We start from the raw sequence: 21,493 nt of genomic DNA, 5'->3' as shown, positions 1-21,493 counted from the left end.
GATGACCCGCACCATCACGATCGACCCGGTCACCCGGATCGAGGGGCATTCCAAGATCACGGTGCAGCTCGACGCCGCCGGCCGGGTGGAAGGCGCGCGGTTCCACGTGAACGAGTTCCGCGGCTTCGAGAAGTTCTGCGAGGGCCGGCTGATGTGGGAGATGCCGGGGATCACCAGCCGCATCTGCGGCATCTGCCCGGCCAGCCACCTGGTGGCCTCCGCCAAGGCGGGCGACGAGATCCTGCAGGTGACCATCCCCGAGACGGCGGAGAAGCTGCGCCGCCTGATCACCCTCGGGCAGTGGGTGCAGTCGCACGCGCTGAGCTTCTTTCACCTCTCGTCCCCCGACCTGCTGCTCGGCTTCGATGCCGATCCCGCCACCCGCAACATCTTCGGGGTGATGGCCGCCGACCGGGAGTTTGCCCGGCGGGGCATCCGGCTGCGCAAGTTCGGGCAGGAGGTGATCGAGCTGCTCGGCGGGCGGAAGATCCACACCCCCTGGGCGGTGGCGGGCGGGGTCCGCGAGCCGTTCGACGCCGGCCGCCGCGACCACCTCCTCGGCTGGATCCCGGAGGTGCTCGAGACGGTGCAGCTCGCCCTGGCCATGCTGGGCCGCGCCCGGGAGCAGTTCGCGGACGAGATCCCGAGCTTCGGCGAGCAGCCGACGCAGTATCTCGGCCTCGTGGCCCCCGACGGGGCGCTGGAGTACTACGGCGGGGCGCTCCGGATCCGCGACGCGACGGGGGGCACCGTGGCCGACCAGCTGCCGCCCCGGGAATATCGCGAGCACTTCGCCGAGGTCACGGAGAGCTGGTCCTACCTCAAGTTCCCCTACTACCGGCCGGCCGGGCTGGCCGGTGGCGTGTACCGCGTGGGCCCGCTCGCGCGGCTCAACGTCTGTGACTACATCCCGACGCCGCGCGCCGACGCGGAGCGGATCCGGTTCCGGGCCCTCGCCGGCGGGCGGCCGGTCCACAATCCCTTCCATTATCACTACGCCCGGCTGATCGAGATCCTCTTCGCCATCGAGCAGATCGAGCGGCTGCTGCACGACCCGGCCATCCTCGGCACCCACGTGCGGGCCCAGGCCATGGTCAACGCCAGCGAGGGGGTGGGCTGCTGCGAGGCGCCGCGCGGGGTGCTGTTCCACCACTACACGGTGGACGGCAACGGGGTCCTGCAGCGGGTGAACATGCTGATCGCCACGGCGCAGAACAACCTGGCCATGAACGCCACGGTGCTCGCCCTGGCCAAGCGCTACCTCGACGGCGCCACCATCACCGAGGGGCTGCTCAACCGGCTGGAGGCGGGGATCCGCGCCTACGACCCGTGCCTCTCCTGCTCCACCCACGCCATCGGCCAGATGCCGCTCACCGTCCAGGTGTTCGGGGCCGACGGCGGGCTGCTCTCGGAGCGGGGCCGGTGAGCGTTCCGCTCGTCATCGGCATCGGGAATCCCACCCGTTCCGATGACGGGGCGGGGCACGCAGTGGTGCACGGCCTCTCGCGGCTGGTGCCGGGGGGCACCTATCGGATCGTGCACCAGCTCACGCCCGACCTGGCGGAAGATCTCTCCGAGGCAAGCCTGGTGGTGTTCGTGGACGCGTCGGTGCGCGCCACGACCCTGCAACTGGTGCCGGTGGAGCCGACACCGGTGGCGCCGGGGAGCCACATCACCACGGCGGGGGCGCTGCTGCACCTCACCGAGCTGGTCTATGGTCGCCGGCCCGGGGCGGCCCTGCAGGTGGAGATCCCCGCGTACGAGATGGGGTTCGGTGAGGAGCTGAGCCCGTGGACGGCCACCTGGGTGGGGCGGGCCATTGCCCGGCTCGCGACGCACCTGGGCGCGGAGCCGCGCGGGCGCGCCCGTTCCTGCTAGGGCCTCTGGCCGACGCTGCCCGCCTGCCGTATAATCGTACCTGCCCGCTTTCAATTAATACCTGCCCGATTGGCCATTCCTCCGGGGCGCCCGCGACCCCGGCGCCAGGCGGGTCCGTCCCGATCCAGCGAGGGTCCGTGGGTTACCGGCGCTTCACGGATGGTGAGGCCCACGAGTGGGAGGTCCGCGACCTCTCCCGCTCGGCATGGGAGTTCCATCCGGTGCCCGGCAACCCGGGCCGGATCCTGCGGATCGACCCCCCGGGCTACGAGCCCGATCCCTTCGAGTTGAGCGAAGAGGAGCTGCAGCGGCTGCTCGGGACGTCGGGTGGTGGCGTCCGGGCCCGTCCGCCCAAGTCTCCGTTCAAGGACTGACCTCCCCTCATGAGTCAGGACCGCCTCGCGGCAGCCCTCGCTGACCGCTACACCCTCGAGCGTGAGCTCGGGCAGGGCGGGATGGCCACCGTCTACCTGGCGCACGACCTCAAGCACGAGCGCCAGGTGGCCATCAAGGTCCTGCGCCCGGAGCTGGCCGCCGTGATCGGGGCCGAGCGCTTCCTGCGCGAGATCAAGACCATCGCCACGCTGCAGCATCCGCACATCCTTGGCCTCCTCGATTCCGGGGAGGTGGAGGGGACGGCGTACTACGTGATGCCGTTCGTGGATGGCGAGTCGCTCCGCGACCGGCTGGCCCGGGAGAAGCAGCTGCCCATCGCGGAGGCGGTGCGGCTGGCCACCCAGGTGGCGGGGGCGCTGGACTACGCCCACCGGCACGGGATCATCCATCGCGACATCAAGCCGGAGAACGTGCTCCTGCACGATGGCAGCGCGCTGGTGGCCGACTTCGGCATTGCCCTCGCCGTGAGCAAGACCGGCGGCACCCGGATGACCGAGACGGGGATGAGCCTCGGCACGCCGCACTACATGAGCCCCGAACAGGCCATGGGCGAGCGGGAGATCACGGCGCGGAGTGACGTGTACGCCCTTGGCGCCATGACCTACGAGATGCTGGCGGGGGAGCCGCCGTTCACGGGCCCCACCGCCCAGGCGATCATCGCGAGGGTCATGACCGGCGAGCCACCGAGCCTGGTGGCGCAGCGGAAGAGCGTGCCGGAGGCGGTGGAGGCGGCGGTGTTCACGGCGCTGGAGAAGCTGCCGGCGGACCGGTGGGCGTCCGCGAAGGAGTTTGCCGATGCGCTGGCCGGGGACGGCCCGGCGGCCCGGCGGCCGGTCGGCTCGGCGACCCGGCGGCTCGGCGGCTCGTCCCCTCGGTGGCTCACCATCGCGGCGGGGGTCGCGCTGCTGGTTGCGGGCATCGCCGTCGGGCGGCAGCTGGCGCGGCCGGCGGCCGGGCCGGTCACCCGGCTCACCCTCGACCTGCCGAACCTCCGCGTCAATCACACCGGATACTACGGCACGGCGTTCGCCCTGTCGCGGGACGGGTCGCGGCTCGCGTTCGTCAGCCGGACCGGCGGGAACGGGGACGGCCTGGGCGGCATCACCCGCATCATGGTGCGCGACCGCGACGTCCTCGAGCCCCGGGCCCTGGAGGGCACCGACGGCGGGGATGGCCCGTTCTTCTCCCCCGACGGGCAGTGGATCGCCTACTTCGCGGATGGCAAGCTGTTCAAGGTGCCGGCGAGCGGCGGCGGGCCGCCGGCCCAGCTCGCGGAAGGCGCCATCCCCATCCTCGCCGGGGGGGCCTGGCTCGACGACGGGCGGATCGTCTTCTCCACGCCGGGATTCGCGCTGCAGGCGGTCGCCGCCTCCGGCGGTGCGGTCACGACCCTGGTGCCGGCGCCGGAGGTCGGGGGGATGATCTTCCCGACGCCGCTGCCCCGGAAGGATGTCCTGCTGGTGACCCGCTGCGGCAACAACTGCGCGCAGCAGATCCTCATGGCCGTCCACCTCGATACCCAGCGGCTCGATACCATCCTGCCGGGTGCCTCGCGCGGGTTCTACCTGCCCAACGGGTACCTGGTGGCGGTGATGCAGGACGGCAATGTGGTGGGGGCGCCGTTCGACGTGAAGGCGCTGCGCTTCCGGCGGCCGCCGGCCACCCTCCTGGGCGGCGTCCAGACCGAGCTCACGATCATCCCCGAGTTCGCCGTCGCCGATGATGGCACCATGGTCTATCTCCCCGCCAACGAGGCGGCGGGGCGGGCCACGCCCGCCGAGGTGGACCGGACCGGGAAGAGCCGGGTGCTCGACCCCGCGTGGCTCGGGCGGTTCAACAGCGTCACGCTCTCGCCCGACGGGCGCCGCCTGGCGGTGGGGATCAGCGAGGGGATGGGGAGCATGCTGTGGGTCAAGGAGCTCGACGCCGGCCCGCTCACCCGGCTCACCTTCGCCGGCAACATCAACTACCGCGGCGCGTGGATGGCCGATGGCCGGTCCCTCAGCTTCAGCTCCGACATGCACGGGCCGATGACGCACCTCTACCGGGTGCGCGCCGATGGCAGCGACAAGCCGGAGCGCCTCTTCCCCTCCGACACCGCCCAGATCGATGAAGTGGACTGGTCCCGGGATGGGCAGTGGGTGGCGTACCGGACCGGCACCATCGCCGGGGTGCGCGATGTCTACGCCCGCCGCCTCGCCGGGGACACCACGCGGATCACCATCGCGGCGCGCCCCGCCGACGAGTACATGCCGGCGCTCTCGCCGGACGGGAAGTGGGTGGCCTACGTGTCGTTCGAGTCGGGGCGGGAGGAGGTCTACGTCCGGCCCTTCCCCGACGTGGCCCGGGCGCGGTGGCAGGTCACCACGGCCGGCGGCACCAGCCCGGTGTGGGCGCATTCGAGCCGGGAGCTCTTCTTCCTGGCGCCGGGCGACACGCTGATGGCCGCGGCGGTCACCGGCACGCCCGAGTTCCGGGTGACGGGGTACCAGGCGCTCTTCTCCACCCGGCCGTTCGTGTTCCAGCCCTGGCACCAGGCCTTCGGCGTGCGGCCGGGCGACCGGACCTTCGTGATGCTCCGCCGGTCCATCGACCTCGGTCCCGACGCGCGGCGCCTCACGGTGGTGCTCAACTGGTTCCGCGAGTTCGGCGCGGCGGACGCGTCGACGCCGTGACCGACCGCCTCGCCGCCGCCCTCGCCGACCGCTACCGCCTGGAGCGTGAACTCGGGCAGGGCGGCATGGCGACGGTCTACCTGGCGCAGGACCTCAAGCACGATCGCAAGGTGGCGGTCAAGGTGCTGCGGCCCGAGCTGGCCGCGGTGCTGGGCGCCGAGCGGTTCCTGGCCGAGATCCGGGTCACCGCCAACCTGCATCATCCCAACCTGCTGCCGCTGTTCGACTCGGGCGAGGCGGGGGGCTTCCTCTACTACGTCATGCCGTACGTGCAGGGCGAGACGCTCCGGGCGCGGCTCCGGCGCGAGCGTGAGCTGCCGGTCGAGGAGACCGTCCGCCTGGTCACGCTGCTCGCGAATGCCCTGGACTACGCCCATGGGCAGGGCGTCATCCACCGCGACCTCAAGCCGGAGAACATCCTGCTGCAGGCCGGCCAGCCGGTGATCGCCGATTTCGGCATCGCGCTGGCCGTGGCCCAGGCGGGAGGATCGCGGGTGACCGAGACCGGCCTCTCGCTCGGCACCCCGCACTACATGAGCCCGGAGCAGGCGGCGGGAGATCGCGCGCTCGATGCGCGGTCGGACCAGTATGCCCTGGCGGCGGTCGGGTACGAGATGCTGTCCGGGGAGCCGCCCCACACCGGACCCTCTTCCCAGGCGATCATCGCGCGATTGATGGTCGAGCAGCCCCGCCGCCTCCGCGCCACCAGGCCCAACGTGCCGGAGGCGATCGATCGCGCCATCGCGCGGGGGCTGGCCAAGGCGCCCGCGGACCGGTTCCCGAGTTGCGGCGCGTTCGCGCAGGCACTGGTGGCCGCGCCGGCCCCGCGCCGCGCCACGACCGGTATCCTGGTCACGGCGGGCTTCGTCCTCATGGCGGTTGCTGCCTGGGCGCTCGTCGTCCGCGGCACCGGGGCGGCGTCGGGGGGCGAAGCGGTGCAGTCACTCGCGGTGCTGCCGCTGGCGAACCTCAGTGGCGATCCGGCCGACGACTATTTCGGGATCGGACTGGCGGAGGAGATGACCCGGGCGATCGCCCGCACCGGGGTGCGAGTGATCGGCCGGGTCAGCGCCGGCGCACTCCAGGCCGAGGGACTCGACGAGCGGGAGATCGCGCGGGAGCTGGGGGTGACTGACGTGCTCACCGGGACGGTGCAGCGCTCCGCCGGCCAGATCCGGATCAGCGTGACCCTGGTCTCGGCGGGGGACGGGGCGGTCCGCTGGAGTGAACGGTATGACCGCCCGCTGGCCAACGTCTTCGCGGTGCAGGACGAGATCGCCAGCACGGTGGCGACGACGCTGCTCGGTTCGCTCAGGCGGCCCGCGTCCGCCGGCAACCGGCTGGCGGAGACCACCGATCCGGAGGCGCACGCCCTCTTTCTCCAGGGGCAGGTGTTGTTCAACCGGCGCGGCGCACCGAACCTGCGGCAGGCCATCGCCCTCTTCCAGCGGGCCGTGGCCAAGGACCCCCGCTACGCCCGGGCCCAGGCGTCGCTGGCGATGGCGCTGGCCGTGCTGCCGGCCTACGTGGCCGACAGCACCACGGAGATCCTCCGGAGCGCCGTCGGCGCCGCCGAGCGCGCCATCGCGATGGATTCGCTGATCCCGGAATCGTACGCCGCGCTGGGGTATGGATACTCCCTCCTGGGGGAGCTGGGACGCGCGGAGCTCAATTTCCGGCGCGCGCTGGCCCTCGACTCGACGGTGGCCACCACCTGGGGGTGGTACGGATTGCTGAGCGGGCGCCTGGGCCGGTACCGGGATGCCGAGGCGCAGGTGAAGCGCGGGCGCGAGCTCGAGCCGGCCTCCATGATCGCCTATATCTGGGAGGCGCAGATCCTCTATCACCAGCGGCGCTTCGCCGAGGCCGAATCGGTGGCCAGCGAGACCATGGCCATGGATTCGACCTTCATGCTGGCCTGGACCTGGAAGGCCAACGCGTTGCTGCAGCTGGGAGAAACGGCGCGGGCGGTGGAGCTGCTCGAGCGCCAGGTGGCGCTGCTGCCCGCCGGCCGCACCGAGGAGAGCCACGCCCTGCTGGCGTACGCCTACGCCTTCGCGGGGCGGGACCGGGAGGCGCGCGAGACGATCGCTGCGATCCGCGCCAGGTCCGGCGGGCGGCTCCCCGCCATCGGGGCCCTGGCCGCCGCGATGGACGAGCTGGGTGAGCACGAGGCGGCCGTCACGCTGCTCGGCCAGGCGATCGCACGGCATGACACCTGGGTGGTCCAGTTTCCCGGGTCGGCGCGTTTCGATCGGATGCGGAAAGACCCGCGCGTCACGGCGATGCTCGATCAACTGGCGGTCGTGAAATGACCGATGGGATGCGTCGCCTCGCCGCCGCCCTCGCCGACCGCTACCGGGTGGAGCGACAGCTCGGCGCGGGTGGGATGGCCACCGTCTACCTCGCCCACGACCTCCGCCACGACCGCCAGGTGGCGGTGAAGGTGCTGCGCGAGGAGCTCGCCGCCGTGATTGGCGCCGAACGCTTCCTGGCGGAGATCCGCACCACGGCCAACCTGCAGCACCCGCACATCCTGCCGCTCTTCGACAGCGGGCAGGTGGACGGCACGGTGTTCTACGTGATGCCCTACGTCGAGGGCGAGTCCCTCGGCGACCGGCTGGACCGGGAGACGCAGCTCCCGGTCGAGGAGGCGGTGCGGATCGCGAAGGAAGTGGCGCACGCCCTCGACTACGCCCACCGCCGTGGCGTCATCCACCGCGACATCAAGCCCGACAACATCCTGCTCCAGGACGGCAGCGCCCTCGTGGCCGACTTCGGCATCGCGCTCGCGGCCAGCAAGACGGGCGGGGCGCGGATGACCGAGACCGGCATGTCGCTCGGCACGCCGCACTACATGAGCCCCGAGCAAGCCATGGGCGAGCGCACGCTCGACGCCCGCACCGACCTCTACGCGCTCGGGGCGGTGTGCTACGAGATGCTCCTCGGCGAGCCGCCCTTCAGCGGCCCCACGGCGCAGGCCATCGTGGCCAAGGTGATGACGGAGAAGCCGTCGGGGATCATCGCCCGGCGGGACCGGGTCCCGCCGCACGTGGAGGACGCGGTGCTGACGGCCCTCGAGAAGCTGCCGGCGGACCGGTTTGCCACGGCGGCGGAGTTTGCGGCGGCGCTTGATGGCGGCGGCCCCGCGCGGCACGCGGCGACCCGGGCGACGGCCGCCGCGCCGGCTCCCGTGCGCGCGGCGCGGTGGGCGCCGTGGGGGGTGGCGGCCGTGGCTGTGGTCGGCGCCGCGTGGAGCTGGCTGAGCCGGCCAGCCGCCCCCGGCGTGACCCGCGCGATCGTCTCCCTCGGGGACTCCGTCGCGATCAACCTCAACTCGGCCGGGCTGGCGCTGGCGCCGGATGGGCGGAGCCTCGTGTTCCAGGGCGTCAGCGGGGAGGGGCGCCTCTGGATCAAGCGCTGGCGGGACCTCACCGCCCAACCCGTGGCGGGCACCACCGGCGCCTCGGCGGCGGCGTTCTCGCCGGATGGCACGCAGCTGGTGTTCACGGCCCAGGGGCGGGTCCTGCGGGTGCCGGTGGACGGCGGGCCCGCCGTGGTGCTGGCCGACTCGGCGGCCAGCATGGAGTACGCGCCGACCTGGCTCAGTGACGGGACCATCCTGTACGTCAATGAACTGCTCTTCGGGTTGCGCCGCGTGCCCGCGGCGGGCGGGCCAGTCGAGGACGCCCTGGTGGACTCGACGCTCTATGGCTTCGGCATCGTGAACATGGTGCCGCTCCCGCGCGCGCGGGGGGCGTTGTTCACCACCTGCCAGTCGGCGTGCGTCACCTCCTCGCTCCGGGTCCTCGACCTCGCCACGCGGACCCAGAAGGAACTCGTGCCCGGGGGACTGGCCGGCGTGTACCTGCCGACGGGTCACCTGCTCTACCTCCGGCGCGACGGCGTGGGGTTGGTGGTGCCGTTCGACCTCGCCAAGCTCGAGGTCACCGGGCCCGGCGTGCCCGTGCTCGACAGTGTGTCCGCCTTCGGCGTCGGCACCATGGCCGTCTCCGCGAACGGCACCCTCGCGTATCTCCGCTCGGATGGCGAGGCGGGCGGGGCCGAGGTGGTCCGCGTCACGCGCGCCGGGGATGTCTCCGTGCTCGACTCCACGTGGCCCGCCTCCGCGGTCTCGCTCGCCGTCTCGGCGGATGGGCGGCGGGTGGCGGTGAGCCTCGGCGCCGGCGAGGGGAACGGCAGCATCTGGGTGCGCCCGACGGGGCGCGGCCAGCCCGCGCGCATCAGCTTCGGCGGCCTGGACCGCCGGCCCGCCTGGTCACCGGACGGGCGGATGGTGGCCTTCGTGCGGGACACGATGAACGGCGGCAACGTCTACGGCCGGCTGGCGGATGGGAGTGGTGAGGATCGCCTGCTGGCCAAGCTCGACCGGCCGATCCAGGAAGTGGTCTGGGCGCCGGACGGGCAGTGGCTCGTGGTACGCACCGACAACGGAGCGTCCGGGAACGGCGACCTGGTGCGCGTGCGCGTGGCCGATGGCACGGCCATGCCGCTCACCGACACGCCCGCCACCGAGGTCCAGCCCACGCTCTCCCGCGACGGCCGCTGGCTGGCGTACGTGGTCGTGACGTCGGGGCAGCCGCAGGTCTTCGTCAGCCCGTTCCCCGAGGTGCGGGGGAGCCGGTGGCAGGTCACCACGGGAGGCGGCACGATGCCCACCTGGTCGGCTGATGGGCGCGAACTCTACTACATCGATGCGGTCAACCGGCTGGTGGCCGTGCCGGTCGAGACCCGCGGCAGCTTCCGCGCCGGTACGCCCGCCCCGCTCTTCAGCGCGGCGTCGATGGTCCTGGTGGACCGGTGGCACCAGCCCTACACGCCGCTGCCGGACGGCTCGGGCTTCCTCTTCATCCGGCGGCGTGGCACCAGCGCCCAGGGCGTCAATCACGTCGTGGTGGTGGAGCACTGGCTCGACGACCTCCGCCGGAGGCTCGCCCAATGAGCGGTGTTCCCGACCGCCTCGCCGCCGCGCTCGCCGACCGCTACCGCCTGGAGCGCGAGCTCGGCCAGGGCGGGATGGCCACGGTGTACCTGGCGCAGGACCTCCGGCACCACCGCAAGGTGGCGCTCAAGGTGCTCCGCCCCGAGCTCGCCGCCATCCTCGGCGCCGAGCGTTTCCTGCACGAGATCCGGACCACCGCCAACCTGCAGCACCCGCACATCCTCCCGTTGCACGACTCGGGGCAGGTGGAGAGTACGGTCTTCTATGTGATGCCGTTCGTGGACGGCGAGACGCTCCGCGACCGGCTCACGCGCGAGAAACAGCTCCCGGTCGAGGACGCGGTGCGGATCGCCACCCAGGTGGCGTCGGCCCTCGACTACGCCCACCGCCAGGGCGTGATCCACCGCGACATCAAGCCCGAGAACATCCTGCTCCACGACGGCAGCGCCCTGGTGGCCGACTTCGGCATCGCGCTGGCCGCGAGCAGCACCGGCGGCGGCCGCATGACCGAGACGGGGATGAGCCTCGGCACGCCGCACTACATGAGCCCCGAGCAGGCCATGGGGGAGCGCGAGATCACCGCGCGCTCGGACGTGTACGCCCTCGGCGTCATGACCTACGAGATGCTCACCGGCGACCCGCCCTTCACCGGCTCCACCGCGCAGGCCATCGTGGCGCGGGTGATGACCGAGGAGCCGCGCGCCATCACCCTGCAGCGGAAGACCGTCCCGCCGCACGTCGAGGCGGCGGTGCTCACCGCCCTCGAGAAGCTGCCGGCGGACCGCTTTGCCACGGCGGCGCAGTTCGCCGAGGCGCTGGCGCGGCCCGGGGCCACGACGCAGCATCCCCGCGCGGGCGGCGTCGCCGCCGCCCCCACGCGTGGTCGCCTGGTGGTGGCGTTGCCGTGGGCGCTCTGCCTGGTCGCGGCCGGCGCCGCGGCGTGGGGATGGAGCCGCCGGGCACCGGTCGACGAGGCGCCGCCGGGCATGGCCGCGACCATCGTGCTCCCCGACTCGGCACCCATGGCGTTCGTGGGGAAGGCGCCGCTCGCCATCGGCCGCACGGCGCTGGCGCTGTCGCCGGACGGGCGCATGCTCGCGTACGTGGCGCAGCGCGGGACCGGCACCCAGCTCTTCCTCCGCCCCCTCGACCGGGACACGGTGATGGCCCTCCCCGGCACGGAAGACGCCTGCTGTCCCTTCTTCTCGCCGGACGGCAAGTGGCTCGCCTACCACGCCCGGGACCAGGTCAGCAAGGTGCGTCTCGGGGTGGGCGGCCCGCCGGTGCCCGTCGTCGGCGTCAACACCTTCTTCGCGGCCGACTGGGCCGACGACGGGACGATCGTCGTCAGCGACCTGCAGGGGCGCCGGGTGATCCGCGTCAACGCCGAGACCGGGGCCAGGGAGGCATTGCCCTACATGGTGCGCCTGCTGGACGTGCTGCCGGGGGGGCGCGGCACCATCACCGACACCAGCCTCATCGTCCCCGGGGAAGCCGAGCCCCGGCAGTTGCTCGCCACCGGCAGCGACACCCGGTACGCCCCGCCGGGGCACCTGCTGTTCGCGCAGCGCGGCGCGCTCTGGGCCGTCCCCTTCAGCCTCGCGACGCTGCAGACCGGGGGCGAGCCGGTGCCTATCCTCCCCGTCCTCCGGACCGAGGCGGGCAGCCGGGCCGCGCAGTACGCCGTGGCGCGGAACGGCCTCCTGGTCTACGCCGCGGGCGGGGCCAACGACCAGAGCCGCCTGGTGGCCTGGCATCGCTCCGGGCGGGTGGACACCCTCCCGTTCGAGCCGCAGGCGTTCGGCTGCGTTGCCCTCTCGGCGGATGGCACCCGGCTCGCGGCCCGGATCGCCGATCCGGAGACGCGGCAGTGGGACCTCTGGGTCTATGAGCTCACCGGCGGCACCCGCGCCCGCCTCACGACGAGCGGCGGTGTCGGCTGCCCGGGCTTCCATCCCGACGGGCGGGTCACCTACGTGACGCGCGCGGGGGCCGAGGGCCGCCTCCAGGCCCAGGCCGCGAGCGGTCGGGAGAGCGCCACCGAGTTGCGGTCGCTGCGGGCCAACTTCACCGCGTCCGGCCTGCGCTGGACCCCGGATGGGCGTCACGTGGTCGTGAACGTCCTCGGCGACTCGACCGGCCAGGACATCCTGGTGCTGGACCTCGACAGCGCCGGCGCCGTGCGCCCGCTCGCCGCGACGCCCGCGCTCGAATGGGGCGCCATCTTCTCGCCCGACGGCAAGTGGGTCGCGTACTCCTCGGGCGAGACCGGCAACGACGAGATCTACGTGCAGCCCTGGCCGATGACCGGCCGGCGCTGGCGCATCTCGCGCAACGGCGGCGAGGAGCCGCTGTGGACGCGCGGCGGCCGGGAGCTGGTCTATCGGTTCGGCGAGGAGTGGTGGCGCGTCGACCTGGGCGGCACCGCGGAGCTGGACGCCGGGGAGCCCCGCCTGCTGGCCCGCGGCAACTGGATCAACGTGGCCGGTTACGAGTACGCGGCCAGCGCCGACGGCGAGCGCCTCTACCTGCTGGCGCCCCTGGCCGGGCCGGCGACGGCCACGCAACTGTCGGTGATCAGCAACTGGCTCAACGTGGTCCAGGACGTGACGCGGCGGGTGGGACGTGACTGACGCCCCCGCCCCCCTCGCCGCCGCGCTCGCCGACCGCTACCACCTCGAGCGCGAGCTCGGCCAGGGCGGGATGGCCACCGTCTACCTGGCCCGGGACCTCAGGCACGAGCGCCAGGTGGCCATCAAGGTCCTGCGCCCGGAGCTCGCGGCCGTCATCGGCGCCGAGCGCTTCCTGCGCGAGATCAAGACCATCGCCACCCTGCAGCACCCGCACATCCTCGGCCTGATCGACAGCGGGGAAGTGCAGGGCACCGCCTACTACGTGATGCCCTACGTCGAGGGGGAGAGCCTCCGCGACCGGCTCAGCCGTGAGAAGCAGCTGCCCATCGCGGAGGCGGTGCGGCTGGCCACCCAGGTGGCCGGCGCACTCGACTACGCCCACCGGCACGGGATCATCCATCGCGACATCAAGCCGGAGAACGTGCTGCTGCACGACGGCAGCGCGCTGGTGGCCGACTTCGGCATCGCGCTGGCGGTGAGCAAGACCGGCGGCACCCGGATGACCGAGACGGGGATGAGCCTCGGCACGCCGCACTACATGAGCCCCGAGCAGGCCATGGGCGAGCGGGAGATCACCGCGCGCTCCGACGTGTACGCGCTGGGGGCGATGACCTACGAGATGCTGGCCGGAGAGCCGCCGTTCACCGGCCCCACCGCGCAGGCGATCATCGCCAAGGTGATGACGGGGGAGCCGGCGAGCCTGGTGGCCCAGCGGAAGAGCGTGCCGGAGGCGGTGGAGGCGGCGGTGTTCACGGCGCTGGAGAAGCTGCCGGCGGATCGGTGGGCGTCCGCGAAGGAGTTTGCCGATGCGCTGGCCGGGGACGGCTCGGCGACGCGACGGCTCGGCGGCACGAGTGCACGGCCGAGTCGCCGAGTCGCCGGGTCGCCGAGCCGCCGCGGCCTCGTCATCGCGGGACTCGTCGCGCTGGTAACGCTTGCCGCGGGGTACCTCGCGGGCCGCCGGGGCGCGGCGGCGGCCGGTCCCAGCGTCTATGACCTGGCCCTGCCGGACACTGCCCGCATGTCGTTCAGCCTGGTGAACGTCTCCAGCGCCTACGGCACGCCGCTGCGGAACCTCTCCGTGGCGGCCTCCGGGGACTTCCTGGTTTACGCGGCCCTGCACGGCGACTCGACGGAGCTCTGGGTGCGGAGCCTCCGTGACGCCTCGACGCGGCCCATCACCGGCACCATCGGGGCCACCGCTCCGCGACTCTCGCCTGACGGCACGCGGGTGGCCTACTTCGACGGCGTGGGGGTGATGGTCACGCCGCTGGCCGGCGGCGAGGCGCGCCGCCTGCTCGACGTGCAGGCGGCCTCCGCGCTGGATTGGCTCGGCCCGGATACGCTGCTGGTGCTGCACGGCGACGGGAGCGCCCTCGCCCAGGTGGACCTGCGGGCGGGCGTCGTCCGGAATTCGGCCATCGTTCGCTGCCCGCTGGGCACCTGGGTGCCGACCACCCGGGAGTTCCTCTGCAGCTGGAACCTGTCGTTTTTCCTGGTCGATCCCGCCACCGGCGCCCGACGCGAGGTCCGCCTGGCTGCCGGGCCTGATGTGGGGGTACGGGGGACGGCCCCCCGCATCGTCCGGGACCGGTATTTCATCTACCTCGACGCCGACGGCGACCTCGCCGGCGCCGCGTTCGACCTCAAGACCGCGCGCATGGGGCAGCCGATCACGCTGCTCAGCGGCGTGCGCCGGGAGGACCTCGGCGAGGGGCAGTTCGACATCACGGCCGATGGCGACCTGGTCTTCGCTGCCGGTGGCGACGGTACCATCGGCCGTATCGTGCGGCTGGCCAGGGGTGGGGTCCCGGAGGCGCTGCCGGTGCCGGCGGGTCCCTTTCAGCGCTTCGACCTGAGCCCCGACGGTCGCTGGCTCGCCACGGCCGTGCCCACCCCGGGGCGGCAGGAGCTGCGGCTGTATGACCTGCGCGACAGCCAGGCCCTCACCTGGTGGAGCGCCGAGTACGTGCGCCACCCGGTCTGGTCGCCGCGGGGCGACGCGATCCTCTTCTCGGTGCGCGATTCCACCCGCTACTCCGTGCTCTACGGCGCGCCCAACAGTGGCCGGAGCCCGGACACCCTGTACACCACGGTGGACCCGGCGCGCTACCAGGACCCGATCGACTTCCGGATGCCTGGCGCGATCGTGCTGCAGGACTGGGAGGCCTCGCGCGTCACCTGGGTGGCCGGTCCCACCGCATGGACGCAGGAGACGCCGCTGGTGGCCCGCGATGCCCGCTTCGCCTCGGTCTCGCCGGGCGGCCGGTTCCTCGCGTACAACACCGTTGAAGGCAGCCACGTGATGGTGACGTCGTTCCCGGAGCCGGGGAGGCGGTGGCAGGTGGCCACCGCAGGCGTCGAGCCGATCTGGCTCTCCGCCACCGAGCTGCTCTATCGCCTCGGCGCGGCCTGGTACACGGTGCGCATCGACCCGGCCACCGGCGAGGCCACGGGGCCGGGCACCTTCTGGGCCCGCGATCCGCGCTTCTCCGACACCAGCGGCTGGTCCAACCGCCCCACCAGCGACGGGCGCATCATCTACCTGCAGGGCCCCGAGGAGGTAAGCGTCGGTTACCTCCGCGTCATGCCCCGCTGGACCGGGCAGCTCCGCGCCGCGGTGGACGCGGCCAACTGACCGGGCCCGCTACTCCGGCACCTTCCGCCATTCGGTGCTCGTGGTGCCATCCCCGCGCGCCGTCCCGAACCGCGCGGGCCGCGGCGCCCCGGGGGCGCCAAAGCAGAACTGCACCAGGTCGTCGGTGAGCCGGTAGATCCCGTACTGCACCTGTCCCTTGCCGGGACCCGCGGTCAGGTGGCAGTCGATGGTGTGGGGCTCGGCCGCGGTGTCCACCGTGAAGGTGGCGCACGAGAGCAGCTGCCCGTCGATCCGCACCAGGGTCTCCTCTCCCTCGGTGACCCGCTCCGATCGGTCTACCAGTGCGGCGGGCAGTGGCCGGCCGTCCCGCGATCCCGACGTCATCTTCCAGCGCCCCTGCAGGCGCGACAGGGCGTTGCTCAAACCCCGGTGCGTTCCCACCGTTACCTCGTCCGCCACGTTATCGGATAGTTGCTGCGAAGTGGGAGGCCTCCTCCCACCTAGGGGACTGACGAGCGCGGCGGGCACGCACATGGCGTCTGTCAGGGAACGGCAAACGTCCGGGAGGCCCCACTGCCCGCCGCCCGACCATCGGTCGCGTCACCGCCCGCTCCTCGTGCCGATCTGAAACCCTGACTTCACCCTCACCGTCCGGCCTCGAGGCGGGCCCCCCCTCGCTCGCCCCACGACCCGCAGTCACCCATCGGCTCCCGTTCCGCCCAGACCACGAGGCCCTCCGTGTTCTTCTGGCAGGATATCCGCCATGCCGTGCGCCTGCTCGGACGGCAGCCGTTCTTCTCGCTGGTGACGGTGGTGGTGCTCGCCGGCGGGCTCGGGCTCAGCATCTTCACGTTCTCGTTTCTCCATACCGCGATGCTCAAGCCCCTGCCGGTGCCGGAAGGGGAGCGGGTCGTCCGGCTGATGGCGACGATCGACGGGATGGGCATGGCGTCGATCGACGCGGCAGACCTTGCCACCCTGCGGCCGGCCATCACCACCCTGTCCGAGGTGGGTGCCTACACCACCCGGGAGTTCGTGGTGGGAACTGGGGAGGGCAGCCGGGCCCTCGGGGCCATTGCCTCCGAGTGGAACATCTTCGAGCTGACCCGCACCCGGGCGCTGCTTGGTCGGGGCTTCCTCCGGGAGGATCAGCTCCCCGGGGCGGAGCCCGTGCTGGTCCTCGGGCACGGGGCGTGGCGCTCGGTGTTCGGGGGCGACAGCGGCGTGATCGGCCGGGTCGTCCGGCTGAGCGGAGTGGCCACGCGGGTGGTCGGCGTGATGCCGCCGGGCTACGGCTTTCCGGTGGCCGCCGAGGCGTGGGTGCCGATCGATCCCGCGCTGCTCGGTCCTGGCGGGGCCGCACGGGAGCGGGTCATGGCATACGCCCGGCTCGCCCCCGGGGTGACAGCCGCGCGGGCCAACGCGGAGTTGAGTGGCCTGCTCCGGCGCGCCATGGCGGCACGCCCGGCCACCGAATCCACGATGGCCCCGCCGGATGGGCTGGTGGTCACCTCGTACCCGATGGCGCAGATCGGCGAGGAGGCCCCGCTGGTGCTCGCCATCCTCAATCTCCTGGCCACGCTCATCCTGCTGCTGGCCTGCATCAACGTGACCAACCTGCTGCTGGCCCGCGCCAATGAGCGCGCCCGCGAGACCGCGGTGCGCCTGGCCCTCGGGGCCCCGCGCGGCCGTCTCATCATGCAGAGCCTCTGGGAGATCATCCTTCTCTGCCTGCTCGGCGGCGTCGCCGCCACCGGCTTCGCGGTCTGGCTGCTTACCGCCGTCAACGGCTGGGCCCGCACCCGCCTCGAAGGCAACCTTGCGTTCTGGTGGGTCTGGGGCTTCGACCGGTCGGCGCTGGTGGCCGCGGGTGGATTCGTGACGCTGGCGATCGTGGTCCTCGGCGTGATCGCCTCCCGCCGGGCGGTCAATACCCGGATCAGCGCGGTGCTGCAGGAGGGCGCCGCCCGCGGGGCGGGGCGCCGCGAGGGCCGGGTGGCGCGGTTGCTGGTGGTGGTGCAGGTGACGGCGGTCTCCCTGCTGCTCTACTTCGGCACCCTGTCGGCCGTGGTGGCCTGGCGCGTCGTCCACGTGAACTTCGGCTACGATACCGCGCAGCTGCTGTACGCCGGGGTCTCGCCGCCGGCGGAGCGCTACCCGGACGCCGCCGCCCGCGACCGGTTCTACCGGGCCCTGCAGGACCAGCTCACCCTCCGGCCGGAACTCGACGGAGTGGTGCTCCGGAACACCCTTGCCGACCCCGAGGGCAGCGGCGGGGAGTTCGAGCCCACCGGGTGGGCCGGCGGCTCCCTGCGTCCCCGGAGCTTCGTGCAGGCGGTCCGCGGCGCCCTGGCGCCGCTCGGCATCGGGCTCCGGGAGGGACGCTACTTCGACACGCGGGACGGCCGTGGCGGGGACCCCGTGGTGCTGGTCAGCCAGGCGCTGGCGGAGCGCACCTGGCCTGGCCGCTCGCCGCTCGGCGCCCAGCTCCGGCTCACGGGGCTCGGGGATGGCGAGCCGACCCGCACCGTGGTGGGCGTGGTGAGCGACGTGCTGCTGGGCAACCCCCTCAGCCGGAACCGGAGCACCATGGCGGCCTACGTGCCCCTGGAACAGGCGGACGCCGCGGATGTCTCGGTGCTCTTCCGCCATCGGGGCAGCGAGCCCGCCGCCTTCGCCGCGTTTCATGAGGTGCTCGGCGCGGTGGATCCCCGGGTGCCTCCGCCGCACATCGCGAGCTACGAGGACATCCTGGCCAAGGCCACCATGATGGCGCGCTCGCTGACCGGCCTCTTCGGGGGCGCCTTTGCCTTTGCGCTGCTCCTCGCGGTGAGCGGCACCTACGGGCTGATGGCCCGCTCCATCGGCCGGCGCACCCGGGAGATCGGCGTGCGCCGCGCCCTCGGCGCCACCGACGGGCGCATCCTCCGCATGCTGCTGGGCCAGGGCGCCCGGCAGCTCGGGGTGGGGGCACTGGTGGCGTTGCCGCTCATGCTCGCCGTCGGCTGGGGGTTCTCGCGCTTCTTCCCGATCGCGCTGCCGCTCGCGGTGGGGGCGGCCGTCACCGTGGCGGCGGCCATCGGCGCGATCGTCCTCGCCGCCACCTGGCTCCCCACCCGTCGCGCCATCGCGGTCCATCCGCGGGACGCCCTGTGGCGGGAGTGACCGGCGGCTGGGCTCCAGCCACCCCGCCGGGGTGACTGGACGCGCCCGCCCTGGCGCTGCATCATCAGGTCGCTCCCCCGGGCCGTCCCCTCCGGCCGGCCCGTTCCTCCGTCCCTCCCGGAGACTCATCGCGTGCTCAGGAAGCTCCTCATCGCCGTCGCCGTGGCGCTCGCCGTGATCGTGGCCGTCGTGGCCACCCGCCCCGCGCACTTCAGCATCACCCGGTCGGCCACCATCGCCGCCCCGGATTCCATCCTGTTCGCCCAGGTGAACGACTTCCACCGCTGGGAGGCCTGGTCCCCCTGGGAGAAGCTCGATCCCGCCATGCAGAAGACCTACGGCGGCGCCGGGGCCGGCACCGGGGCTACCTACGCCTGGGTGGGCAACAAGGACGTGGGCGAGGGCCGGATGTCGATCACGGAGAGCAGCCCGTCGTCGCGGATCCTGATCAAGCTCGAGTTCCTCAAGCCCTTCGCCGCGACCAACGACACCGAGTTCCGCTTCGAGCCGGCCGCGGGGGGCACCACCGTGACCTGGACCATGTCGGGCGAGAACAACTTCATGGCCAAGGCGGCCGGCCTGTTCATGGACATGGACGCGATGATCGGCGCCGATTTCGAGAAGGGCCTGGCGCAGCTCAAGGCCGTGGCCGAGGCCGCCGCGGCCGCCCCGCCGTCCATCCCCCCCGCGTCCTGAGGAGGCCCAGATGAGCGGCGTACGCCTGCTGGTCGGCACCCGGAAGGGTGCGTTCATCCTCACCGCGGACGGGACGCGGCAGCGCTGGTCCGTCGCCGGCCCGCACTTCGGCGGATGGGAGCTCTACCACCTCAAGGCCTCGCCGGCCCGGCCCGACCGCATGTACGCCTCGCAGTCGAGCGGCTGGTTCGGCCAGCAGATCCAACGCTCCGACGACGGGGGAACCACCTGGGAGCCGGTCGGCAACGAGTTCGCCTACCAGGGCACCCCCGGCACCCACCAGTGGTACGACGGCACCCAGCACCCCTGGGAGTTCAAGCGGGTGTGGCACCTCGAGCCCTCGCTGACCGACCCCGACACGGTGTACGCCGGGGTGGAGGACGCCGCCTTCTTCCGCAGCACCGACGGCGGCCGGAGCTGGCAGGAACTGCCCGGCCTGCGCGACGCCAAGGGACATCTCTGGCAGCCCGGCGCGGGCGGGATGGGGCTGCACACGATCGTGCAGCACCCGACCAACCGCCAGCGACTGTTCATCGCCATCTCGGCGGCGGGCGCCTTCCGGACCGACGACGGCGGCGTGAGCTGGCGGCCCATCACGAAGGGCCTCGACTCCAAGTACCCGCTCCCCGACGCGACCGCCGAGGTGGGCCACTGCGTGCACCGGATCGCGCTCAACCCGGCGCGGCCCGACGTGCTGTTCATGCAGAAGCACTGGGACGTGCTGCGCAGCGACGACGCGGGCGAGTCGTGGCGGGAGATCAGCGGCAACCTTCCCAGTGACTTCGGCTTTCCCATCGTGGTGCACCCGCACCAGCCCGATACGGTGTACGTGGTGCCGATCAAGAGCGACTCCGAGCACTACCCGCCCGAGGGCAAGCTCCGGGTGTACCGCAGCCGGGTGGGCGGCAACGAGTGGGAGCCGCTGACCCGGGGGCTGCCGCAGCAGGACTGCTACGTGAACATCCTGCGCGGCGCCATGAGCGTCGACACCCTCGACGCCGGGGGGATCTACTTCGGCACCACCGGCGGCCAGGTCTACGGGTCGTTCGATGGCGGGGACAGCTGGACCGCCATCGTCCGGGACCTCCCGGCGGTGCTGTCGGTCGAGGCGCAGACGCTGGCATGATCCGGGTGGTACTGCCGGAGCACCTGCGCCGGCTGGCGCAGGTGGGGGAGGAGGCCGTGCTCGAGGTGGCGCCCCCGCTGACGCGGGGGGCGCTGCTCGATGCGCTGGAGGCCCGGTATCCCATGCTCCGGGGCGCCATCCGCGATCACGGCACCCTCAGGCGCCGCGCCTTCATCCGGTTCTTCGCTGGCGGCGTGGACCTCTCCCACGAGCCCGCCGACGCCCCCCTGCCGGAGGCGGTGGCCCGTGGGGCCGAGCCCTTCCTGGTGGTCGGGGCCCTCGCGGGCGGCTAGCCGGGGGTCCGGATTCCGGCCCTCGCCGCGGCCGTCCCCCCGGTGACTCGCGCATTCTCCCCGGCTGCTGCATCTTCTCACCCGTGAGCCCCTCGCCCCGACGTCTCGCCCTGCCGTGCCGGCTACCGCGCCCGGCGGACCGGCCCGCCCCATGAGCAGCACCGAGCTGCGGACCGCCTCGATACCCGTCGGCGCGGGCCCCAAGCCCCGCGACGAGGAGCTCGACCTCTTCGGGCTGACCCACATCGGGAAGGTGCGCAAGCAGAACCAGGATCACTTCCTGCTCTGCACCGTGCATCCGCAGGTGCTGGTGCACGCCACCAGCCTGCCCACCCCGGACCAGCTCCCGCTGCGCGGCCAGCGGCTGGCCACGATCATGCTGGTGGCCGATGGCGTCGGCGGCGGCGCCGGCGGCGGCGAGGCGAGCCTCCTCACCGTGGAGAGCATCACCCGCTACGTCTCCTCCAGCCTGCACTGCTATCACGCCGCCGGCACCACCCAGGCGGGGGAGTTTGAGGAGGCGCTGCGGGCCGCCGCCATCGAGGCCCACACGGCGGTGCGCGCGGAGGCGGCCAGCCGGTCCGAGCCGGCCCGCATGGCCACCACCCTCACCCTGGCCATCGTGACCTGGCCCTGGGTGTACGTGGTCCAGGTGGGCGACAGCCGCTGCTACCGCTACCTCCAGGGAGAGCTGCGGCAGGTGACCCGGGACCAGACCATGGCCCAGGCGCTGGTGGACGAGGGCGCGCTGCCGGCGGAGAGCCTCAAGACCTCGCCGCTCAGCCACGTGCTGGTGAGCGCCATCGGCGGCGAGAACGCGCTGCCGGAGGTGAGCCGGCTGGAGATCCGGGACCGCAACTCGGTGCTCCTGCTCTGCAGCGACGGGCTCACCAAGCACGTCTCCGACGCCGAGATCGCCGCGCAGGTCGGGGCCATGACCTCGTCCGAGCAGCTGTGCCGCGCGCTCCTGGACCTGGCCCTCGAGCGGGGCGGCAGCGACAACATCACCATCCTCGTCGGCCGTGCCCCCGGGCCGCGCCCCTGACCCCGCCCCACCCACGCCGAGCCG

Annotated in this window: 14 protein-coding genes; 13 read left to right on the top strand and 1 reads right to left on the bottom strand. The window is 72.8% G+C overall.

Features of this window, described 5'->3' with window-relative positions; genetic code table 11:
- Position 1: 1 nt before the first annotated feature.
- The 8 genes from IPJ95_19215 to IPJ95_19180 all read left to right on the top strand — a co-directional run bounded on the left by IPJ95_19215 (position 2) and on the right by IPJ95_19180 (position 15,183).
- Positions 2-1,426, top strand: a complete 1,425-nt coding sequence (locus IPJ95_19215) for a Ni/Fe hydrogenase subunit alpha (GenBank protein ID MBK7925734.1) — start codon at positions 2-4, stop codon at positions 1,424-1,426.
- A complete protein-coding gene (locus tag IPJ95_19210) occupies positions 1,423-1,878 on the top strand; it encodes a hydrogenase maturation protease (GenBank protein ID MBK7925733.1) in 456 nt (151 codons plus the stop codon). Before IPJ95_19215 ends, IPJ95_19210 begins: the two co-directional genes overlap by 4 nt.
- A gap of 137 nt (positions 1,879-2,015) precedes the next feature.
- The gene (locus IPJ95_19205; GenBank protein MBK7925732.1) at positions 2,016-2,252 is read left to right on the top strand and encodes a hypothetical protein; all 237 of its coding nucleotides are present in this window, start codon (positions 2,016-2,018) and stop codon (positions 2,250-2,252) included.
- Positions 2,253-2,261: 9 nt separating this feature from the next.
- Entirely contained in the window at positions 2,262-4,949 is a 2,688-nt protein-coding gene (locus IPJ95_19200) for a protein kinase (protein ID MBK7925731.1), read from the top strand.
- Complete coding sequence (locus tag IPJ95_19195) at positions 4,946-7,264, top strand: protein kinase (protein ID MBK7925730.1); 2,319 nt, start codon at positions 4,946-4,948, stop codon at positions 7,262-7,264. Before IPJ95_19200 ends, IPJ95_19195 begins: the two co-directional genes overlap by 4 nt.
- An 8-nt stretch (positions 7,265-7,272) precedes the next feature.
- Positions 7,273-9,912, top strand: coding sequence for a serine/threonine-protein kinase (locus IPJ95_19190; protein ID MBK7925729.1), 2,640 nt, complete (start codon positions 7,273-7,275; stop codon positions 9,910-9,912).
- Positions 9,909-12,545 (top strand): serine/threonine-protein kinase, encoded by a 2,637-nt coding sequence (locus IPJ95_19185; protein ID MBK7925728.1) that lies wholly within the window; start codon positions 9,909-9,911, stop codon positions 12,543-12,545. Before IPJ95_19190 ends, IPJ95_19185 begins: the two co-directional genes overlap by 4 nt.
- A complete protein-coding gene (locus tag IPJ95_19180; protein MBK7925727.1) occupies positions 12,538-15,183 on the top strand; it encodes a protein kinase in 2,646 nt (881 codons plus the stop codon). The genes IPJ95_19185 and IPJ95_19180 overlap by 8 nt, the downstream gene beginning before the upstream one ends.
- A 9-nt stretch (positions 15,184-15,192) precedes the next feature.
- Here IPJ95_19180 and IPJ95_19175 read toward each other — a convergent pair whose 3' ends face one another.
- Positions 15,193-15,567 (bottom strand): TIGR03067 domain-containing protein, encoded by a 375-nt coding sequence (locus tag IPJ95_19175; GenBank protein MBK7925726.1) that lies wholly within the window; start codon positions 15,565-15,567, stop codon positions 15,193-15,195.
- A gap of 315 nt (positions 15,568-15,882) precedes the next feature.
- On the opposite strand from IPJ95_19175, the gene IPJ95_19170 reads away from it, so the two are divergent.
- The 5 genes from IPJ95_19170 (at position 15,883) to IPJ95_19150 (ending at position 21,469) form a co-directional block, all read left to right on the top strand.
- Positions 15,883-18,309 (top strand): ABC transporter permease, encoded by a 2,427-nt coding sequence (locus IPJ95_19170; GenBank protein ID MBK7925725.1) that lies wholly within the window; start codon positions 15,883-15,885, stop codon positions 18,307-18,309.
- Positions 18,310-18,441: 132 nt separating this feature from the next.
- The gene (locus IPJ95_19165; protein ID MBK7925724.1) at positions 18,442-19,005 is read left to right on the top strand and encodes an SRPBCC family protein; all 564 of its coding nucleotides are present in this window, start codon (positions 18,442-18,444) and stop codon (positions 19,003-19,005) included.
- Positions 19,006-19,015: 10 nt separating this feature from the next.
- The gene (locus IPJ95_19160) at positions 19,016-20,131 is read left to right on the top strand and encodes an exo-alpha-sialidase (GenBank protein MBK7925723.1); all 1,116 of its coding nucleotides are present in this window, start codon (positions 19,016-19,018) and stop codon (positions 20,129-20,131) included.
- Entirely contained in the window at positions 20,128-20,424 is a 297-nt protein-coding gene (locus tag IPJ95_19155; GenBank protein ID MBK7925722.1) for a MoaD/ThiS family protein, read from the top strand. The genes IPJ95_19160 and IPJ95_19155 overlap by 4 nt, the downstream gene beginning before the upstream one ends.
- A 151-nt stretch (positions 20,425-20,575) precedes the next feature.
- Positions 20,576-21,469, top strand: a complete 894-nt coding sequence (locus IPJ95_19150) for a serine/threonine-protein phosphatase (GenBank protein ID MBK7925721.1) — start codon at positions 20,576-20,578, stop codon at positions 21,467-21,469.
- The last annotated feature ends 24 nt before the right edge of the window (positions 21,470-21,493 follow it).

This window comes from Gemmatimonadota bacterium, from assembly GCA_016713785.1.
Taxonomy (GTDB): Bacteria; Gemmatimonadota; Gemmatimonadetes; order Gemmatimonadales; family GWC2-71-9; genus JADJOM01.
Note: the sequence above shows the minus strand (reverse complement) of the source record. Positions and strands in the feature narration are given on the sequence as shown.

What these genes read in the sequence shown, in the direction of transcription:
- IPJ95_19190 (MBK7925729.1), top strand. Translation starts at nt 7,273, where the DNA reads ATGCGTCGCCTCGCCGCCGCCCTCGCCGACCGCTACCGGGTGGAGCGA.
- IPJ95_19200 (MBK7925731.1), top strand. Translation starts at nt 2,262, where the DNA reads ATGAGTCAGGACCGCCTCGCGGCAGCCCTCGCTGACCGCTACACCCTC.
- IPJ95_19150 (MBK7925721.1), top strand. Translation starts at nt 20,576, where the DNA reads ATGAGCAGCACCGAGCTGCGGACCGCCTCGATACCCGTCGGCGCGGGC.
- IPJ95_19155 (MBK7925722.1), top strand. Translation starts at nt 20,128, where the DNA reads ATGATCCGGGTGGTACTGCCGGAGCACCTGCGCCGGCTGGCGCAGGTG.
- IPJ95_19185 (MBK7925728.1), top strand. Translation starts at nt 9,909, where the DNA reads ATGAGCGGTGTTCCCGACCGCCTCGCCGCCGCGCTCGCCGACCGCTAC.
- IPJ95_19160 (MBK7925723.1), top strand. Translation starts at nt 19,016, where the DNA reads ATGAGCGGCGTACGCCTGCTGGTCGGCACCCGGAAGGGTGCGTTCATC.
- IPJ95_19215 (MBK7925734.1), top strand. Translation starts at nt 2, where the DNA reads ATGACCCGCACCATCACGATCGACCCGGTCACCCGGATCGAGGGGCAT.